The organism is Neglectibacter timonensis (assembly GCF_900048895.1).
In the GTDB taxonomy this organism is placed as follows: domain Bacteria; phylum Bacillota; class Clostridia; order Oscillospirales; family Acutalibacteraceae; genus Acutalibacter; species Acutalibacter timonensis.
On sequence record NZ_LT160639.1, the window covers coordinates 762,300 to 782,384 of the forward strand.

Sequence of the window (20,085 nt, forward strand, 5' to 3'; positions counted from 1 at the left end):
ATATGGCTCCTCATTCAAATATCAGGATTTAAGATTTCGTCGAACATATCAAACATGGCTTCAGTCACTTTTTCCTCAGTTATAGCGTCTTTAACCGGGTTTCGACCATAGGAAGGAGTATGGTTTTCAAATCCCCACTTGTCCACATAATAGTGAGAACCGTGAAACCGATCATGTAAATCACGGTCAACAGCAGGTTGGTAGCAGGTGACTATTACCAGGTTCTTTAAAGGTGCAGCTTCCTTTAAGCGCATGCCGATCTCCACCATCATCTCGCCCTCGTAGCAAAAGACGGGTAAATCTCCAATCTTTATGAGCTTTAATCCAATGTAAACAAATTGGTTGGGGACATCTACATTATGCATCTTGCTGTCATCGATTTCCCGATCATCAAAGAGCTGGGGTAGCCCCCAGTTAGTCACCTTGGTGGCTGGAAGTTTTAGATAACGCTCCGCTACATCGATTCTGATATTTTCTTTTAGCTTTGAAATACTGTCGAAAACCTTGAGTGCATCGTTCCCTTGACGTGCTGCCATGTGAGCGCTTAACTTCCACATATACTCACCCAAGTAATGATTGTATCGTTCGTCTGGCTCCCAACTTCCGTCAGGATGATAGGTATGGAAAAAACTGTGAACTGGAGTCTGATTGGCACCTGCTGCTATCGTCCAGGCCACAACGGTCTCTTCTCCGCGGATAGCATAGGCCTCTTCAACAAAGTTGGCGATTTCACCAGCCAAATCACCGTAGGCAGCCATATTCCCATCCTTGTCCTTGACACGAAAACCCATCGTAGAGTGGACGGCATAGTTAATGATGCCTGCTATCATGCTGCCGTTTTCATCTACGAATTTTAATACAGATAGTGTTTTATCGCTGGGACGCTCCGGATTGGTACCGAAAGCATACTGGCCGTTAGGCAGGAGCTCATCACGGCTTATATTTATATAGCTTTTCCCTTCTGCATGTCCAAACCTAGCGGGTTTCAGATTGGCGACCGCATCGTCAATAGCAGCTATAGATTGCTCGAAACAATACTTACCATAATCCCACTCATTTTGCTGTACCGGAGATTCTGGGCCAAATTCACCCATCTTTACTTCACGGTTCATCTCCTCTAGGGTGGTACCCGGATCATAGACCGCTTTCAGAGGACAAGAGTGGCTGTGAGTGTTGCTAAATGAGATATAGTCCTCAGTAATTCCGTATTTTTCCATTGCATATTTCTTAATGTAATGCAGGTTGCCACACTCAGTTTCACTAACCAAAAACAAAAAGCGTTTTACACCGTTATCTAGTATCACAGCTCGCAGATGAATAGCCTGACGAGCATAAGTATATTGTCCGTCGCCGTTTAAATCAGCCTGTTTAAATGGAAACATAGAAGGCAGCGGTGTGACATCCTTTCGGGCAGCGCCTACTTTCAACCGGTATTTACTCATGATGGTGTCCTCCATTTATTTCTTTATTCAATGTGGTTTCCAGCAGTTCCAGGGACTGAAGCAGCATTCTACCACTGTGATAGGGACACATCAGCGGTCCCCTAACTTCCCAAGCTTTGAAGCATTTTCCAGCTCGTTTAGTCTTCCAGATCCAAGTTCCATCTGGCCGGATCATTTTGTCTCTGACGAATGTCCAGCAGGCTCCCGCCTCTTCGAGATAGCGCTCTTCCCCAGTGTGACAGTAGGCACTAAATAAACCGTTTATTGCCTCCGCCTGCACCCACCACTCCTTTTCCGTATTGATTTTTCCGTGGTGGAATTGCTGGTAAACACCCCCATACTCTCTGTCCACACCGCTTAAAATACTGTGATTCGAAATGTTAGTGCACACCTGGCTGATTTCGGAAGCTTTGGCACTGTCCTTGATACAGGGAAGAGTTGTCCAAAGAATCCATGCCAGTTCGAAATTGTCACCATAAGCCTCCAAATCAGAAACGCACTCCCAATCTCCTGTAAAAGCCTGGATTGCGGCCCAAGTCCTATGGTCTACCATCCGGTCGCTGAGCAAGATAGACAGTCTTTCGATGGCATCATCCACTTCGGATGTTTGCTGCGCTTGTCGAAGTTGATCAAATCCCCAGAGCAGATGCATATTAGGACGCAAAGACTTATCCCTCTTCACAGAATCCATTGTACCTCCTGTGTGCTTATCCGCAGGTACCCAGTCTCTGCTACAAACATCATGATAGCCGTGGTACTGGTTCTTCCCACACTTCTCCACCTTTTCAAATAACTGCTGGGCCATCGCCAAACTTTCGTGGTTGTGTGATGCACGGTAGTAAGCGGCAAACGCTGCGATGGCAAAGGAATGGACATATCCATGTTTCTCCGTAACAATTGGTGTTCCGTCACTTTGCAGAATAGGGAAGATTCCGCCATACTCGGAATCAATAAAATGTTCAGAGACATAGTTATAAGCGCGATCAGCTATTCTTAGATAACGTTCGTCATGATAGATCAGATAAGCATAAGAGAAAGTCCAGAAGATCCGGAAGTTCAGAGTTGCAGATTTCTCACTGTCTGGCATAACTTCATTCCAGCAACTTACGTTGTAGAATCCTCCATTTTCCTCGTCAAGATCATTTTTCATCCAAAACTCCAGCAGTTCTAAGGCTGCTTTAGTCATTTCATTTCTCAGCTCAGACAAATTTATCATTTTACCACCCTGCCTTCCAGTTCGTAAAGCTCTTTAGCCCTACAACAGGCCACAAAATGTTTCGGCAGCAACTCCTCCAACTGCTGGTGCTGTAAACACGCCTTGCAGGCATGAGGGCAACGGCTGACAAAGCGGCAACCTGGCTGGGGTTCGATCGGCGAGGTTAATTCGCCCTTAATTACAATACGTTCTTGATGGTTGTGTACATCCGTTGAGGGAATGGCTGATAACAGTGCCTTAGTATATGGATGAAGTGGCATCTTAAATATCTCATCAGATGGGCTAGTCTCTACGAGCTGTCCAAGATACATGACACAAAGATCATCCGAGATATGCTTGACAACGGATAGGTTATGGGTAATAAACATATAAGTCAAACCTAACTGATCCTGCAGGTCCTGCAGAAGGTTGAGCACCTGTGCCTGGATCGAAACATCCAGCGCAGAGACAGGTTCGTCACAGACAATAAACTTAGGGTTCAATGCTAAAGCCCGTCCTATGCCCACACGCTGACGGCGGCCGCCATCCAACTCATGAGGATAGGAATTCTTCAAACGTTCCTCAATACCGACCAAATTCATAATCCGATCAGTTTCTGCATCCAGAGCGCTTTTTCCCTGAAAGCGTCCACTGCGTTTTAGAGGGTCCATAATTACTTGACGGACAGACATACGGGGATTCAGTGAGGAGTATGGATCCTGAAAAATAATCTGCATATCTTCCCGCAAAGACCGCAATTTCCGTTTTCCAATTCGTGTAATATCTTCTCCTTGAAAGTAAATTTGGCCCTCCGTACTTTCCAACAGATGAATCATTGTACGACCCAAGGTAGACTTGCCACAACCTGATTCGCCAACCACACCCATGGTTCTGCCCTGGTCAATGGAAAAAGTGACATCATCTACCGCATGCAATTGACCTGACGGCGTATCAAAATACTTTTTTAAATGTCTGGCTTCAATCAGAGGAGCGCTCATTTATTTGCCTCCCATTTTTTCAGTTTACCACACCTACAGTAGTGACTCCGACCGACTACAACCGGTTCCGGCTTTTTAGAAACACAGCTTTCGTCTGCGAGGGGACAGCGTGGACAAAAATAACAACCCTGAGGCAGATTTGTGGGATCGGGAGGCAGACCCTCAATAGAATGTAGACGGCCTTTATCCTCGTTCAATTTTGGGATGGCACCAAATAAGCCTTTAGTATAGGGATGACTGGGGTGATCGAATACAGAAAACAAGTCTCCGTGTTCGACGATCTCCCCGGCATAAACTACCGCCACATAGTCGCACATTTCTGCCACAACCCCTAGGTCATGGGTAATCAGGATCATGGAAGCATCTTTCTTCTTAACAAGATTCCGCATCATTTCCAGCACCTGTGCTTGAATGGTCACATCCAACGCGGTAGTTGGCTCGTCCGCTAGAAGAAGTCGGGGATTACAAGCCAACGTCATAGCAATGACAACACGTTGCTTCATGCCGCCTGAAAACTGATGAGGATATTCCTTATAACGATTTTTGGGGATTCCTACCATTTCAAGCATTTGTTCCGCCCGTTCCTGAGCCTCTTTTTTACTTACCTTTTCGTGGAGAGCTACACCCTCGGCAATCTGCTCACCTACACGCATAACAGGATTCAGCGCAGTCATGGGATCCTGAAAGATCATAGATATTTTTTTTCCACGAATCTCATGCATTTCCAACTCGCTCAGTTCCTGTAGATTTCTTCCCTCAAAATAGATCTCTCCCCCTTTAACTGCAGAGGAATGTGGGGGCAGAATACGCATGATGGATTTTGCAATGGTAGTTTTTCCCGCTCCAGTCTCTCCCACAAGTCCCAGAGTCTGGCCCTTATCTAGCTTCAGGCTTACACCATTAACTGCATGAACAACCTGTCCCTCGGAGGTATATTCAACCGTCAGGTCTTTGATTTCTAAAAAGTCTCTTCCCCGCTCATTCATAATCTTCCCCACCTCACTTTTTCAGTTTCGGGTCAAGCGCATCCCGAAGGCCATCGCCGATGGAATTTAAGCTTAATACCGTAATAATGATAAAGATGCCAGGGATTATGACTAATTTGGGATCCATACGGATAAAATCCTTGCCTGAAGAAAGCATTGCCCCCCATTCAGGCGTAGGCGCTTGAATTCCTAGGCCGATGAATGCTAAAGAGGCTGTGGCCAAGATTGTACCCGGAACGCTAGACGTTGCCTGAACAATCAAGGGAGCAAAAGAGTTCGGCACGATGTATTTGAACAATATCTCCCACAAACCGCAGTTGGTTGCCTTTGCCGCCTCCACATATTCTAGATTACGGATCGATAGAATCTGTGCTCGCAGCGTCCTTGCGTATCCTGCAATATGTCCTACTGAGAGAGCAATCATTAGGTTAAACCAGTTACTGCCCAAGACTATGGCCACAATAATGGATAGCAACAAATTGGGGATAGCCTGTAGCACATCGAAAAAACGCATTATCAAGTTATCCACCATACCGCCAAAATAGCCAGAAATAGCTCCCGTGATAACACCGAACACAAGGGCCATTAATGTGGACAACGTACCGATAGCAAGAGAATATCTAGCACCATACATAATACGCGTCAGTTCGTCTCGCCCCAGCTCATCTGTTCCCAACAGATGTGAAAGTGATATGGGTGCATTCGCATTGGCCATGTCCAACTTAATAGGATCATAGGGAGAAAGAACTCCGGCAAAGACTGCCATAAACACCAGAACCGCAAAGAGGATAATTCCAATCCGTGCGCCAGAATGCGCCCAGAGGCGCTTTAGCGTCGTCATAGAAGAAGCCTGATGCTTTTTGGCCTTATCCCGGGCGGCAACTATTGTATTACTTGACACCTGATTTCACTCTCCTTTTTTTGGACTGACCTTCAAACTGTGCCTTGATTCTAGGATCAATGTATGCATAGATAATATCTACCAACAGCATAACAACACTAAATACAATAGCCAGCATTATGACAGAGCCCTGAACTGCATAATAGTCCCGGCTGCCAATAGCGTTGACCGTGTACTGACCGATACCTGGTATAGAAAACAGATTTTCAATGACGATGGTACCCGCCATTTGCATCCCAAAGCTGCCTCCGAGAGAGGTGACGACGGGAATCATGGAATTTGGTAGAATGTGCCGAGTCAAGATATTTCGCTCACTGACCCCCTTGGCTCGGGCAGTGGTTACATAGTCGGCCTCAATAACTTCCAGAACCGAAGAACGGGCCATACGGGCTGTGGCAGCAATGCCGCCGAACCCATTGGTAATCACCGGCAAAATCCAGTGCTGCCAAGTCCCAATTCCGGTAGAAGGTAGCCAATGCAAGTGCAATGAAAATAGTAGTACTAGCATCAATCCCAGCCAGAACCCCGGCATGGAAATACCCAGAAGAGCTATGAACATGGATGTGGTATCCTGCCATTTGCCGTTATGCTGAGCCGCCACAATTCCCAACGGAATACCAAAAGCAATCGACATCAGTATGGACGTGAATGCGAGGATCAATGTCGCAGGAAATCTGGAGATTAACGCAGACGTTACTGAGGTGCCATCTACAACGGATTCTCCAAAGTTAAAGTGCAGAAATACATCTTTCAGGTAATTCAACAGTCGGATAAAGTATGGATCGTTGAGACCTAGGCGCTCTCGAAGTGCGGCATAAGCCTCGTCACTGGCATTCGTACCCAGAATAATCTTGGCGATATCACCGGGAACGAAATACATGATAGTGAAGATTACGATGGTAACCGCCAAAATAATAGGGATCATCCACAGAAGGCGTTTTAGGATATATTTATACATACAGCACCCTCTTTTCCTCAAGTTAGTAAAGTTCGGTCGAAAGGAAGATTGCTAGGCGAACCAGGTATCTCTCCTAGCAATCTACACAATTCAGTCTTAGAAATTGTAAGAGCAGGCCCCGGGTACGATGGACCAGTTCTCGGCAAACACGAATTCAGTAACTTTCTTGCTGCCCAGTACATACATTTTTTGAGCAAAGATACCATAAGCATAACATTTATCGTTGAGCAAATTCTTGAACTTGGTCATATCCTCCGGAGTATGGCTGTTGGGATCAAGACAGGCTTTTAGGTAGCCCTGAAGCTCTTCATCATGAACGAAATTGGCTGTAAATCCATCTCGAATCTCCTGGTCAAAAGTCCATCGCCACATATTGGCCAGATAGTCCCCTGCTCCACGATAGCCGATGAAGATATCCCAAGCATCCGGGTCGGCACACATCTCTTCGTAAAGTGCTGCCTCATAGCTTTCAATTTTCGGGTTCAATCCCAATTCACGCAGGTAGGAATCAACAATCTGTGCCACGCGGACGATAGTATTGTCGGTCTCGGTGATAATACGAATTTCCTGGCTGGTATCAAACCCGGAGGATGTCAACAATTCTTTAGCTTTGTCCAAATTCACACCATTGCGCCCATAGTATTCGTCATCATACCAGTCCATTTGAAAATCGCCGAAACACTCCGATCCTACGGTGCATAGCGCAGTTCCCTGACCGCCTAGAACATTTTGTACAATGGCACCAGTATCAACTGCGTATGCACAAGCTTTACGTAGATCTTCGTTAGCAAAAGCATTATTTTCCGAATTATTGAAGAACATAATCAAAGTGGCGCCGCGAAGGTAATCATCGGCGAAGAAACCATCTTTCACACTCAGATCGTCCTCGTTCAAAAAATCAAATAGATCTGCACTGGCGACGGAGGGAATCATATCGACTTCGTTGTTCTGCAGGGCAATGTCCATTTGAGTAGCATCGGTGATGATCTTGAAAGTAATTTTGTCCACATTAGCCTTGGCCTGCAGGGCTTTGTTGACATTCTCACCCCAGTAGTCGTCCCGTTTTTCGGCTACAATTTCAGAACCAGTAGTATATTTGCTGACTTGGTAGTGAGCTGTGGTAACAGGATTCTTGGCAAACTCGTTTCCATATTTCTCATAGGTCTCCCGAACCACGCCCTTAATACTGGAAGCCAGCAACTCGACTAAGCCAATTTGGGAGGCGTTTAAGTGCATTTTAAAATGAGTGTCATCCACAACTTCGATCTCGTCAATATATTCCATATTGGCATCCACACCCAGTGGTTTTATGGTATCTACATACCATTTAACATCATTGGCAGTATAAGTATTACCGTCTGCATCTTTAACACCCTCATTAATTTCAAAGGCCCAGACCCACTGACCATTGCTTTCGCTTTCCAACTCATAGCTCTTTGCAATACTGGGTTGCGGTTCGCCTCCCATGCCGTTGATGTAGAGTAAGTGCTCATAGACAGTCTGATAGGTGGCGATATTGCCGGTATTACTGGCCACGAACGGATCCAGGGTTCCGGGATCTGCCGCAATACCAACGACGACCTCAGAGGCCCGTCCAGCATCGGGGGTCCCTCCATTTCCAGTGCTGTCTGTCTGGGAATTGCAGGCTCCAAATGACAGACACAGTGCGGCGGCAAGAATCAGTGCGAATACTTTTTTCATCATGGTTATTCTTCCCTTCTAAAATTTATCATCAACAGACTTATCAATATCTGTCAATTTACAAATAGAGAATTTGTGTTATACTATAAAAAACCGAATGGTAAAATGATAAATTGTAGGTGATGGCGTGGAAATAAAGGTATTGGAGGAATTTTGTATACTAGCTGAGACTGGGAGTTTTTCCAAAGCATCACAAAAACTTCTCATTTCCCAACCAATATTGACCCGTCACATTCAAAAACTGGAACAAGAACTCGGTTACTCCCTATTCGACAGAAGTACAAGAATGGTTGCACTGAACGCATCCGGAGCTCTATTTTTTCCCTACGCTCAACAAATGGTCGACACCTATCAAAATTATAGGAACGCAGCGGCTCATAGCAAAGCTACAGGCGGAAGCCTCTCCCTAAAAATTGGAATGGCAGAATCTTTCAGCCAATCCAGCATCCATGACACGATCTTTCGGTTTGCTACTGCCAGCGGGATATCACCCCAGTTTTCCGAAGGTCCAACAGACAAACTAAAAGAAATGCTATATTCTTCAAGACTTGATCTAGTCATCACTTACGAAAAGAAAGATGTCTGCGAGGATGGTTTCTCTCGCTTAACCTACTTCAGCGACGAATTGGCGGCCGTTCTGCCGAGTCTGCATGAACTTTCTGAACAACCTTTCATCTCGCTATCTGACTTAGCTTCCTCCGGCTTCATTTTGCTGCGGGAAGATTATATGATTGGCAGGCTTTCCTTGCAATGCTGTCAACTTGCCGGTTTCCAACCTCGTATTGTGCATGCCTCAAAATTTGAAGATAATGTGTTGGAAATGGTTCGGAAAAATGTTGGGGTTTCAATTCTACTCAAGTTACCACGAAAGGCCAACGGTATAGTCATCCTTGATATGAAACCCACCATTCGTGTAGATTTAAATCTTCTTTACTGTGAGGAGAACGCTTCTCCCGCAGTCAGGGAGCTAATTAGATTTATTCGTGAGCAAAGGCCCAATATAGGAGTGTGAAATAATTTATGGAAATCAATTATGTCCAGGAGTATCTCACGCTGCTCTCTGTCGGAAACTATCTGGACGCAGCAGAGGAAATGTATACCTCTCCTGCCAGTCTTGCCCGACATATCAAAAAGTTGGAAGAAGACCTTGGTTTTGAACTGTTTGTTCCACAAGGCCGTTCGCTTGTCCCGAGTGAACTGGCTAAAGCCTTTACACCTTTCGCGGAAGAAATCGTTCACGCCCAAGAGCGTTGCTACAATTTTTTGGATACTTACCAATCAAAAAAACCGGATATGCTGCGTGTCGGGACGCTCGCCGTCGAAGGTGCCGCTTACCATCTTCCGGATCTGATCTCCGCTTTTTTGCTGGCCAATCCGCAGGTTTCCGTGGAGATGTATGAAGGGGAGACCAAAGAACTTTGTTCTATGCTTTTCGTTAATAAATTGGATCTCGTCTTTTCTTTTCTCCCAGAAGAATACCGAGAAACCACAGTTCATTTTTCCGTTGTCAAGGACCATATGGCCCTTTTTGTGCCAATGGATTACCCATTATCTAGTTTGAGGTCAGTACGTTTGGGAAAACTGAATGGCATGACCTTTGTCCCTCGTCCCCGGCACAGTTTTCTTTCGGATTTTTGCAATAATTTACTTAAAGAAAATGATATTTCCTATAAGATGACATTTGATCCCCCCAGCACGGCGAACCTGCTTTCCATGGTAGCCAGTGGCTCGGGAATCAGTCTCATGCCAAAAATAGCAGCAGAGTACTTACTTGGTGCTTTTGGAAAAAACACTGATATCCGTGTGGTTGATATTGAACCTGAAATTGATACTTCAGTTCATCTTCTCTATATGGCTAATCACAACCAGACGCAACAATGTAAGAATTTTATTCATTTCATTAAAAATATGTAAATATGATTTCTACCGCTTTCCGGTTTACTGGAGAGCGGTTTTTTTGCGGGGGACTACTCCTCCCTAAAGACCTTTCTCTTGAATAAGCAGCTCGATGAGTTCCTCGTTGCTCATGGAATTTTCTGGATGGGAATTGTGCCAAAGTTCAGAACTATAGCTGGAACGAATGTGACCAAGCCGATGGATCAACATCGTCGGGCCAGGCTTAGTCATGGCAAATCGCGGCGGCTTGGGGATGTCGTGGGAAAGGTTTCGCCCACAAAGTATGTCCTCAAGAGATTCCAACATCAGGTATAGTGTCCCTTTCGTATGTACTATGCGGTCATGGCCACTATATATTTGAATGTCCTCCGGGAATAAACTAATCGCTCGTTTTAAGTAACGGCGATACTTTTCCAACTCGTCGAACCCGCCACGATAGCTGTTGAGTATCTGCACGGAATCGCTGCCACAGGCCCAATGCTCCTCCTGGTTCCAATAAATCACCGAACCTTGGCTATGCCCAGGCAACAGCACAACAGTAAGCTTTACTCCGCCGAGATCGATGATATCTCCGTCCTCTGCCAGATAATAAGGATAACTTTCGGTAATTCGGCCTTTTACGTAGTGTTTTTTGCAGAATTCGATTATTTCTTGGTCGTAATTTGCAAAAAGCTCCAAATCGCTGAGCCTGCGCTCGATATCGGAGTCCCAATCTAAGGTCTGCAGCTCACCACTGTTGAAATGAACCTCATCAAACAGAGTTGCCGCTCCACAGTGGTCCGGATGGCAGTGACCCAAAAGTGCAATCATAGGTTTATTTGGGTCTAGGCCGATATTCTGCTCAATGTACTTCCTCAGACCATCTGTCGCTCCCAGACCGGTGTCAATGACCGCGATCTTTTCCTCTCCGATGATCACATAGATGTTGAAAGTACTTCCATTATCGAAACCAGGATCTCGGCAAGGGGCGTAACTTTCTGTAATATGATAGAAATGATCATTAATTTTCTCGTGCACAAAAAATTGTAAGGCGTCCATAGGCTTTTCCCTCGCATCTTTTAAGTAACAGTCTTATTTTCTTTTGTCTATGACTATTATGGACATTACCTGCATAGCAAGCAAACCGTTTTTGCTAGGATTTATTCCATTTCAACATAAATACCGCAGAAAGTGGCTTGGTTTTGTCCTGTTTGTGCTGTTATGATAGTATCGTGCTAAAAAATGAACTAAGAAAGAAGCGATGATATGGAAGTTGTCAAAAAAAAAGAGACAATTGGTCTGGACATGACGGAGGGACCCGTCTTATCAAAACTACTGATTTTTGTAATCCCCCTACTCTTGAGTAATTTGATTCAGCAGTTCTATAATACGGTTGACGTAGCCATCATCGGCAATTATGTGGGTTCCACAGGTACGGTAGGGGTGTCCACTGGGGGAGAAGTTGCCACCCTCATCACCTTTATGGCTGCCGCTTTCGGTTCTGCCGGTCAAATCTATGTATCCCAGCTTTATGGTTCAAGGAATCATAAAGCCATCAGCGAAACCCTTACTACATCCTTAATCTTCATGGGTGTTGTCTCCGTTGTCTTTACCGTTGTCTGCATTGTTTTCTGTGATGTCTTCCTTGGTTGGCTCAACACGCCGGAGGAAGCGTTCTCTCAGGCGCACGACTATATGATGATTGTGAACTTCGGCCTGCCTGCCATCTTCGGCTACAATATGATCTGTGGCGTGTTGCGCGGTATGGGTGAGGGTAAGCGCCCACTGATTTTTATCACAGTAGCGGCTGTTTGCAATATCCTCCTGGATTTACTGCTGGTGGCTGTGATCCCTTTGAAAGCAGCTGGTACTGCTATCGCCACTGTTGTGGCCCAGTATGCCTCCTGTGCTGCAGCTGGCATTTTCCTCTACCGGAAACATAAAACATTTGACCTACATATGTTTGGACTAAAAATGAACAAAGAGCATTTAAAAGTCCTTTTAAAGTTGGGGCTGCCCTTAACCGCTCAATCTGCGTTTATCCATTTCACCCAACTCATCTGTACCTCCAGTATCAATACCTTCGGCCTAGCCGCTTCTTCCGTCAACTCCATCGGCACCAAAATTCAGAAGATGATTACCGTATTTTCTACCAGTATTACCACTGGTGCCGGTGCTATGGTCGGCCAAAACATCGGCGCAAAAAAGTTTGAGAGAGTAAAAAAAACCGTCTATATCACCCTTGCTTGCTCCGGAGTGGTATGCCTGTTATCGTGTCTGGTCTCTTTCTTTCTTCCACGACAGGCTTTTCTACTGTTTGGGGCGGAACCAGAAATCCTGGATCTCGGTGTAACCTATATGCACATCTGTATTTTGATCTTTTTGTTTACTGCACCTCAGGGTAGCTATTCCGCTGTTTTAGTGGGTTCCGGCAATGCTAAGCTTAATTTTATTTCCGGTGTATTGGATGGCGTAGTACTCCGTCTGGGCATCAGTTACCTATTGGCTTACGGCTTCCACATGGGAGTTATCGGCTTTTTCTATGGTAATGCCCTAGCTCGTCTAGGTCCCATTGTTATCAGCGTAATTTATTATTACAGCGGTAGATGGAAAACCTTGAAACTTGTCAAGAATCAGGATATCAGTACATCTACGGACACAACCGAAGAATCCTTGGCACTATAAAAAGTCCGTGCAAAGCTATCGCTATTAAATAAATCATTACTAAAAAGGAGAAATAATCCATGGAAAACAAACAGTCACTTACCAAGCTTTATCCCATTGTACAAATCAGAAAGGATACCTGGGAAATTGATGAATTTGATGTAGCAAGTCTGTTTCTTCTCATTGGTACAGAGAAAGCCATGCTGATTGATACCGGGATGGGCATCGGCGATCTCCGCGGTGCGGTGGAGAGGATTACCGACAAACCCATAATTGTAGTACACTCCCATGGTCATATAGACCACACAGGAAACTCTCGACAATTCGAGGAAATCTGGCTCCATCCTGCCGATCAAGATATGCCGATCCCAGATTCTGTGGAACGAAGACGCTATGATACCGAGCGTATCGCTGCCCGACAAAAAGGCAGTATTGGCGCGCCATATAACATGTTCAATCTTTATCCCTACGATATAGAGATTGATTTGAGAGATCCCAAAGACGAAAAAAAACCGATAGTTAAAGATTTATATGACGGACAGCAATTCAATCTGGGAGACCGAATTATCACTGTCTATGAATGCCCTGGTCATACCGCAGGCGAGGTGGTGTTTTTGGATGAAACCAACCGTATGTTATTTGCTGGAGATGCTATTAATTTCAATTTGGGCATAGGTTCTGTTCCCTTGGACACTACTCTGCTTGCAATGAAACGCATCCAGGGCATGAGCAGTAAGTACGATGGCATTTGGAATGGCCACCATGATTTTCGTGCCTTGGGTATGCCGCTGGACAATGATTGCCTTGAAAATATCATTAGAATATTGGAAGATCTCATGAAAGGTAATGCAAGCTTTTGCGAATGTCCCAGCTTCTGGGGCCAGCCTATGCCATTAAGCAAAACTCACATCGGAGCAGAGTCAAACCATCCGTACGCTCATAAACAGACCGCCTTTCTGCGTAAAGGGAGAAATTTTTTGCGAATTGACAGAAATTACAGCTATGAAAAGACTAAAGAATAGGCTTCTCCTAACTACATTATTCTGTTTGTTGTCAGAAAAAATCTTAAAATATTGAAATCGAATCTGGGCCAATAAAGTGTCCACAGTATAGAAAGACGTCCCTTCTTTCAAAGGGACGTCTTTCTATACTGTGGACTGATTATTCTCAAATTCTTTGACTTCCTGTTCCAGTGCTGGCCTGACCTCTTGCTTTCCGCAATCCGGGCAGGCGTCCACCTCACACTCGCGTTTGAAAATAAATCCGCAGTTTTTGCAGTAGTTGATGCTTACCTATTCCGCAGTAGCAGAACATACACAAGCCATACCAAATTCGATTTGCCGGAGACTTTCTGGGATTTGGTCTCAATTCCAGGAGACGGCGACCAATACTTTAGCAATTTGCATAAAGATCTTGACCCATTGCTTGAGTAACTACTCCCCGGATTATCTAAGCGAATCACCGCCCGAGACAAAGAAGCTCTCCTGCTTATTTGCCTCGGTAACTCTCAGAAATTTGCGGCCGAAAAAATGGGGATCTCTCAACAGGCCGTGAACCGGCATTTAAAAAAAATTAAAAATATTCTGCAAAAGGGGGTGTAGAAAGGTCCTTCTTGCTGCCTATATAAGTGAGGGGACAAAATCTCCTGCAGCTCCTTGACAACAGAATACACCGTGTATCGGATACATCACTCCCCCAAGCGGAGCTATCAGACTGACCAACAGTTAAACCAGCAGGCGGCACCTGCCGGATGGCCATGATGCCGGGAGAACAGAGAACTTCTGTCCAGTCATTGAGAAATGAGGGCAGCCGGGTGAGAACCACGCGGAGATGAGATTCCTATGAGGGCAAGAGCTATTGTCCGTCCGGTACATTCCCGAAGCCATGGCCATGGCTCCGCGTCGAGGGGTGCGTGGCAAATATCGACGCCTTACAAAACGACCGATATCAGATAAACGCTTCATGATAGAAGCTACGGGGATAACTGTAAAAACAGATATCCCCGTATTTGTGTTATAAATCGAGTGACGTAACCGCATACCTTGGAAAATACGATGTTTTTCATAAGGTTAACTCTGGTGTATGGGAATTGCGCATAAATGATTAAGTACTTCTCCAGAACCTCGTCTTTTGCTTTGGCGGAAATTTTCTGGTTATTGCCGTCATAGTATTTTAGTTTGACTGACGTTGCCGGTTCGCCCGCTGAAAATGTCAGCACACAGGAATAATCGCTCCCCTCGATGGTGACCTGATCCTTAAATTCGATTTGCTGGAACGCATCTCCCGGATCAAAGTATAAACCACTTTCATCGCGATACAGATAATAAGCCGAAGCAGTACCTTGCGCACCGCTTTTATACGTGACGGTTCCTACAGCAGCTACCGTTTCATCATCCACATTGGCTCCAAATTGGAGACTTGATAAATTTTGATCCCCCGCATAGGAGACCTCCTCATCCACATCAAAGTAGTAAACTGCAGCAGCATCCAGATCGAAGGTGAATCTGTTATTTTCAAAGGCCGCGTAGTTCTTTGAGGACGCGGCAATTTCCTCCGTGTCATTCACAACAATGACGCCCACCGCAGATTCATAATCAGGTTTAAACTCCTTTTCTGAGCTGCAGGCTGACAGACCAAAAACATACAGGATGGCCAATAAGCAAGTAATGATCTTTCTCTGTTCTTTCATATTGAGCTCCTTATATAGATTTTATTTATTATAACAGAACTCACAGTAAAAATGAAGCACCTACCATTTACACTAACCAAGGGATGCAATTTGACTTAACACGAACTCTTTTTAGGATCTATCTAAACTTTTATTCCACAACACTATTGAACTAAAATGTCAAAACAAAACGGCTGCCCTTAGCGGGCAGCCGTCATTTCGTTTTTATGGATCTTTCCGCAGCCTCACCCATGAGTTCCATGGTGCAACAACTGACAATGCGTCTCACTGTGAGATCTGTTTTTAGTCTTCCCAAGCTGCGCTCAGTGCGGGGTTCGGCATTTCAACGCCGATTTATTTTGATACATATTCGCGTCAGCACGGATAAAAGCATCCTCTATGGATTCTCCCGGACGGGTGCAGGCATGGCCGGCGGCCATGGAGACCGGCATCTCCAGCTCCATCGACACATGTTCCAGCTCCACCGTCAAATCCGCAAGCAGCGCTTCCGCACGCTCCGGCGGACAGTCCGGCAGGATCACGGAAAATTCATCCCCGCCGATGCGAAACAAATACTCTGTCGTATTGGAAAAGACGGTGCGGATCGCGTCCGCGGCGCGCCGCAGCACCTTATCCCCGCCGTGATGCCCGAAATTGTCGTTGACCTGTTTGAAGTGGTTGCAGTCCAGCATGACGCAGCAGATCGTGCGCGTTCCGCGCTCCCGCTCCAGCGTATTCACACGCTCCACATAGGCGGCCCGGTTGTAAAGGCCGGTCAGGGCATCCGTATACACCAGCTGAAACAGATGCTTTTCCCCTTCCAGCCGCTCATTCTGTTTTTGAATATGCAGGGTCTTGCGGATGGACTGCAGGAATACTACATAGCAGGCAAGCACCACGGCAGCGAAGATCAGCCAGCAGGGCGCGTACTCGGGACGCTGGACCATTGGCACGGGATAGGCGGCGAAAAAAATCAGCGCGAAGTAGATCAGCACGGTGGAAAACGCCATCGTCCCCCAGCCGGAATCCACCGTATCCAGCAAAACATGATAGGCACGGATCCGTTTATAGCCCATAACAAAAAGAATCGAAAACAGAGAGAGGACTACCAGAAAAGTCCAGACCGACCCTCCCTGGAACAGGATACCCATGTAACGGCCGATGAACGCAACAATCAGCGACACGGTGTCCACAAAGCAGAACGTCAACAGAAACCGGCTCCCCTTGTGGCGCGACAACGTCAAAAACAGCAGAAAACTCGGCACCGTCATAAACACGGCCGCAGCCAGAGAAGCGGGGATTTCCCAGAAATAGACCCCTGCAAAATAAAAAAACAGGATGACCCCACAACCGCCGTACATCAAGGCGCGGTATAACAGCGTCTCTCTTTTCAATTTGAAGATCATGGAATAAATGAGAAGATCAAAAAAGATAACCGTCACATCTGTCAGGACGGCGAATAGATCAGGCAAAAAAACTCCTCCATCCGGCGCGGTTTTCCGAGCCTCTTATACCCTTCCGTATGTCTCATGGGCCGGCGCCGCTCATGGCCTCTTCCCCTTTAGCATGCCCATCCAAACCTTGACGAACCGGGTCGGACTCGTTAAAATGGAACTGCAAACGCAAGGCCTATTTATCCCTATTATAAGATTTTTGCGGGCGGAGCGGGGCCGTTTTACGAAATTGGTATCTGAAAATACGAAATTGGCGCCTGAGAGGGTTGACAGGTGTGCCGCAAAGCGTTTTGTGCGATCATCGGACAGGAGTATGAGAGCGATTGACGGATTCCTCCGTCGGTATAAGAGTTTCGTATCTGAGGCCTTTGTTCATTGCTGCGGGGAAAGTACTATTCAAAATTCAGCAAAGGTTACCGGCAGACCGGGAGGAATCACCATGAACAACAAAACACGCGCCCTGGTAAGGATTGTGCAGGAAATCTGCAGCGAAAAGGATATTCACTGCACTTCCTTTTCACACAACTGGATTCTAAAGCTTACAAAGGATGACCGCAGCGGGATCATCTTCGGTTATAATTTCGGCCTGAATTCCTCCTCCTCTGCAGCGCTGTGCAAAGACAAATGTGCTGCAAGCGAGGTCTTGGCTCACTCCCGCATCCCCCATATTCCCCATCACCTTTTCGTGTCGCCGGACGACGCCCATCAGATCGAGCAAACTGGAAGCTGGGAGAAGCTGTACCGCCTGCTTGAGGAGTACGGCGCCGCGGTCTGTAAGCCCAACGAAGGGGCGGGGGGTGATTCCGTATGGAAGGTCCGGACCCAGTTCGAACTAGAAAAGGCAGCGCAGGAAATCTTCCGGCATTTCAGGGCCATGGCCCTGTCCCCCTACTTCGAAATCAAAACAGAATACAGAGCCGTCGTATTGGATGGGGAGGTAAAGCTGATCTATGCGAAACAGCTCCCGACTGTGACCGGCGACGGGAAATCCTCTCTCTTTGACCTGCTGCTCGCCTACAGGAAGAACAACCGCCTTGTGAGTAACCTCGAATTTTCCCCACAGGAGCTGAACCGGATTCCGGCCGCCGGGGAAGAATGCCGGCTCAGCTGGAAGTTTAATTTGGCCCAAGGCGCCCGTCCGGCGGTGCTGGAAATGTCCTCCATCCATTATCCGATCCTGGCCGGACTGGCCCGGAACGCCGCACAGGCCTTGGCCATGCGGTTCTGCTCCGTCGATATTGCGGATACGGAATCCGGGTATCGGGTTATGGAGGTTAACAGCGGCGTCATGATGGAATGCTTCGCGCTTTTCAGCGAGGATAATTATCGAGCTGCAAAGGGAATATACGAGGAAGCTATTCTGCTGATGCTGAACCTCTGAGAGAAAATGATGTTTTTGGCTCCCAGAGGAGGGGCCATGCTATCTTCTTTTCTGCCGGTACGAAACAAAAACACAGGCAGGCGCTGGAAACATTTTCATCCGGCGCCTGCCTGTGTTTTTGTTATTGGTTTGCTCTCCAGCGGAACGACACCCAAAGCAGTTCCTCTCCTTCGGCTGTCAGGAAGTGGAGGAGGTCCGGCGCAACGGCAACCACGTCGCCGCTGGTAATCTCGGCCGTCTCCTCCCCAACGGTTATCATCCCCTTGCCCCGGAGAATGAGATACATTTCTTCTTCCTGGTGGCTATGGGCCTCTACCGCATCCTCTTTGGTCAAATAGCCATAGTGTTGCCCGAAAGGCGTTTTCAGCTGGGGCGGTACGGCACAGGTAAAAAACGCCCCGTCCCTCTGCCTGTGCTGAGCCGCTTCTGCGTTGAAGCGGCAGAAGGAAATTTCCTCCCCAAAGGGCTCTCCGCCTTCCAAGTGAGGCCACCAAAGGGCCGCCCACTGAAAGGGAGCCTCATCCCTGTCGGTACACAACATGGTATGATAGACGCCTGGTGGAATAGCCACCACATCGCCCGTCCTTACGGCAAGATTTTTTCCGTTCACCATCACATAACCCGTACCCGACGTCACAACATAAATTTCATCAGTAGGGTGTTGGTGCCCCAGCATACTGCGATTGTTGAGCAGGTATCCGTAAGCGTGCTCAAACGGCGGATGCAGGCTGGGCGGCACAACGTCGTCTGCGAGAATCGTCCCCTCGTGAGACGGCTTAGCCTGCAGCGGATCAAACCGGCAGATTTCTATCATTTTTTCTTCCTCCCTTTACGCTACGATATCACATAAAAATCTTTCCCAAAAGAAGCTCCGTACCTTTTCCCAAGATAAGAGAAGCGTTTTCTCGTCTCAGGCTTTTAGGCGACCACCCGCGATTTTCCGGCCAGTCCCAGACTTCTGCGGTTATTATAACACAGACAGTGCTGAGGGGAAAGAGACTGCTTCCAGAATACAGCCCTTTTTTCCTGCAGATTCTTAAAGTTTCACGAAAAAATGTCCTGCCCTTGTCCATACTCTTCCGTTGTGCTAAGATGGAACGGAAACAGGCGTCAGATTTTGACGCCACAGCAGAAAGGATCCTGTCAAATGCGCATCGGCGGCTTTCAGAAACTTACCCTGCTCGATTTTCCCGACCAGATGGCCTGCATCGTATTCACACCCGGCTGCAACTTCCGCTGCCCCTACTGCCACAATGCAGGACTGGTCCTCCAGCGGGAGGATGCCGGGGAAGTCTCCCAGGAGGAGGTACTAGCCTACCTGAAAAAACGCCGCGGGCTGTTGGAGGGTGTGGTGATCACCGGCGGAGAACCTCTGCTGCAGCCGGATCTGGAGAGCTTCCTCCAAGAGGTCCGCAGCCTGGGATATCTCATCAAGCTGGACACCAACGGCAGCTTCCCTCAACGGCTGGAAGATCTGCTGCGCGCCGGCCTCCTGGATTATATCGCCATGGACCTCAAACACAGCCCGGAAGGCTACTCCAGAGCCGCGGGTATAGACGCCGCCCCGCTGCTGCCCCGGATAGAAAGAAGCGTCTCCCTCCTGATGCACGGCAAAACACCTTATGAATTCCGCACCACCTTGGTGAAGGGGCTCCATACACCCGGAGACGTGGAGCGAATCGCTGGATGGATCGCCGGGGATTCCCCCTATTTTCTGCAGTCCTACGCGGACTCCGGCGACATCCTCTCTCCCGGCGGACTGGACGCATTTTCTGAAGGAGAGCTGCAACAGATGCTTCAGCTTGCAAGGAAGCACTGCCCGAAGGCTGCGCTGAGAGGAATTTGAAATTTTGGAGAGAAAC

18 protein-coding genes are annotated in these 20,085 nt (G+C 47.1%); 7 read left to right on the plus strand and 11 right to left on the minus strand.

The genetic code is table 11. The features are described from left to right. Positions 1-14: 14 nt before the first annotated feature. The 7 genes from BN3911_RS08415 to BN3911_RS08445 form a co-directional block, all read right to left on the minus strand. Positions 15-1,442 (minus strand): hypothetical protein, encoded by a 1,428-nt coding sequence (locus BN3911_RS08415; protein WP_066863984.1) that lies wholly within the window; start codon positions 1,440-1,442, stop codon positions 15-17. After that, positions 1,435-2,658: an AGE family epimerase/isomerase gene (locus tag BN3911_RS08420; RefSeq protein ID WP_066863987.1), complete on the minus strand. Its 1,224-nt coding sequence runs from the start codon at positions 2,656-2,658 to the stop codon at positions 1,435-1,437. Before BN3911_RS08420 ends, BN3911_RS08415 begins: the two co-directional genes overlap by 8 nt. Next, complete coding sequence (locus tag BN3911_RS08425; RefSeq protein WP_066863990.1) at positions 2,655-3,635, minus strand: ABC transporter ATP-binding protein; 981 nt, start codon at positions 3,633-3,635, stop codon at positions 2,655-2,657. The genes BN3911_RS08420 and BN3911_RS08425 overlap by 4 nt, the downstream gene beginning before the upstream one ends. Further along, positions 3,632-4,621, minus strand: a complete 990-nt coding sequence (locus BN3911_RS08430) for an ABC transporter ATP-binding protein (RefSeq protein ID WP_066864363.1) — start codon at positions 4,619-4,621, stop codon at positions 3,632-3,634. The genes BN3911_RS08425 and BN3911_RS08430 overlap by 4 nt, the downstream gene beginning before the upstream one ends. A 13-nt stretch (positions 4,622-4,634) precedes the next feature. Further along, positions 4,635-5,522, minus strand: a complete 888-nt coding sequence (locus BN3911_RS08435) for an ABC transporter permease (protein ID WP_242871096.1) — start codon at positions 5,520-5,522, stop codon at positions 4,635-4,637. After that, positions 5,512-6,480: an ABC transporter permease gene (locus tag BN3911_RS08440; protein ID WP_066863993.1), complete on the minus strand. Its 969-nt coding sequence runs from the start codon at positions 6,478-6,480 to the stop codon at positions 5,512-5,514. Before BN3911_RS08440 ends, BN3911_RS08435 begins: the two co-directional genes overlap by 11 nt. 96 nt (positions 6,481-6,576) lie before the next feature. Continuing rightward, positions 6,577-8,184 carry an ABC transporter substrate-binding protein gene (locus tag BN3911_RS08445; RefSeq protein ID WP_066863996.1) on the minus strand — a complete coding sequence of 536 codons (1,608 nt, stop codon included), beginning with the start codon at positions 8,182-8,184 and terminating at the stop codon, positions 6,577-6,579. A 124-nt stretch (positions 8,185-8,308) separates the two neighbouring features. On the opposite strand from BN3911_RS08445, the gene BN3911_RS08450 reads away from it, so the two are divergent. Next, complete coding sequence (locus tag BN3911_RS08450; RefSeq protein ID WP_082942180.1) at positions 8,309-9,193, plus strand: LysR family transcriptional regulator; 885 nt, start codon at positions 8,309-8,311, stop codon at positions 9,191-9,193. 8 nt (positions 9,194-9,201) lie between these two features. Continuing rightward, positions 9,202-10,095 (plus strand): LysR family transcriptional regulator, encoded by an 894-nt coding sequence (locus tag BN3911_RS08455; RefSeq protein ID WP_066864001.1) that lies wholly within the window; start codon positions 9,202-9,204, stop codon positions 10,093-10,095. Between the two features lie 63 nt (positions 10,096-10,158). On the opposite strand, the gene BN3911_RS08460 is transcribed toward BN3911_RS08455, so the two are convergent. Then, positions 10,159-11,115 (minus strand): MBL fold metallo-hydrolase, encoded by a 957-nt coding sequence (locus BN3911_RS08460; protein ID WP_066864004.1) that lies wholly within the window; start codon positions 11,113-11,115, stop codon positions 10,159-10,161. 207 nt (positions 11,116-11,322) lie between these two features. Between BN3911_RS08460 and BN3911_RS08465 the strand changes: the two genes are divergently transcribed. The 3 genes from BN3911_RS08465 (at position 11,323) to BN3911_RS17840 (ending at position 14,321) form a co-directional block, all read left to right on the plus strand. Further along, complete coding sequence (locus BN3911_RS08465) at positions 11,323-12,741, plus strand: MATE family efflux transporter (protein WP_066864007.1); 1,419 nt, start codon at positions 11,323-11,325, stop codon at positions 12,739-12,741. Between the two features lie 59 nt (positions 12,742-12,800). After that, entirely contained in the window at positions 12,801-13,742 is a 942-nt protein-coding gene (locus BN3911_RS08470; RefSeq protein ID WP_066864010.1) for an MBL fold metallo-hydrolase, read from the plus strand. Between the two features lie 435 nt (positions 13,743-14,177). Next, positions 14,178-14,321 carry a helix-turn-helix transcriptional regulator gene (locus tag BN3911_RS17840; protein ID WP_147578566.1) on the plus strand — a complete coding sequence of 48 codons (144 nt, stop codon included), beginning with the start codon at positions 14,178-14,180 and terminating at the stop codon, positions 14,319-14,321. Between the two features lie 371 nt (positions 14,322-14,692). On the opposite strand, the gene BN3911_RS08475 is transcribed toward BN3911_RS17840, so the two are convergent. Next, positions 14,693-15,409 carry a hypothetical protein gene (locus tag BN3911_RS08475; protein ID WP_066864013.1) on the minus strand — a complete coding sequence of 239 codons (717 nt, stop codon included), beginning with the start codon at positions 15,407-15,409 and terminating at the stop codon, positions 14,693-14,695. A 302-nt stretch (positions 15,410-15,711) separates the two neighbouring features. After that, positions 15,712-16,860: a GGDEF domain-containing protein gene (locus BN3911_RS08480; protein ID WP_082942181.1), complete on the minus strand. Its 1,149-nt coding sequence runs from the start codon at positions 16,858-16,860 to the stop codon at positions 15,712-15,714. 421 nt (positions 16,861-17,281) lie between these two features. Between BN3911_RS08480 and BN3911_RS08485 the strand changes: the two genes are divergently transcribed. Beyond that, positions 17,282-18,223 carry an ATP-grasp domain-containing protein gene (locus tag BN3911_RS08485; protein WP_066864017.1) on the plus strand — a complete coding sequence of 314 codons (942 nt, stop codon included), beginning with the start codon at positions 17,282-17,284 and terminating at the stop codon, positions 18,221-18,223. 121 nt (positions 18,224-18,344) lie between these two features. Here BN3911_RS08485 and BN3911_RS08490 read toward each other — a convergent pair whose 3' ends face one another. After that, positions 18,345-19,037 carry a cupin domain-containing protein gene (locus BN3911_RS08490; RefSeq protein ID WP_066864019.1) on the minus strand — a complete coding sequence of 231 codons (693 nt, stop codon included), beginning with the start codon at positions 19,035-19,037 and terminating at the stop codon, positions 18,345-18,347. 333 nt (positions 19,038-19,370) lie between these two features. Between BN3911_RS08490 and BN3911_RS08500 the strand changes: the two genes are divergently transcribed. Beyond that, complete coding sequence (locus BN3911_RS08500; RefSeq protein ID WP_066864025.1) at positions 19,371-20,069, plus strand: anaerobic ribonucleoside-triphosphate reductase activating protein; 699 nt, start codon at positions 19,371-19,373, stop codon at positions 20,067-20,069. Positions 20,070-20,085 lie beyond the last annotated feature (16 nt).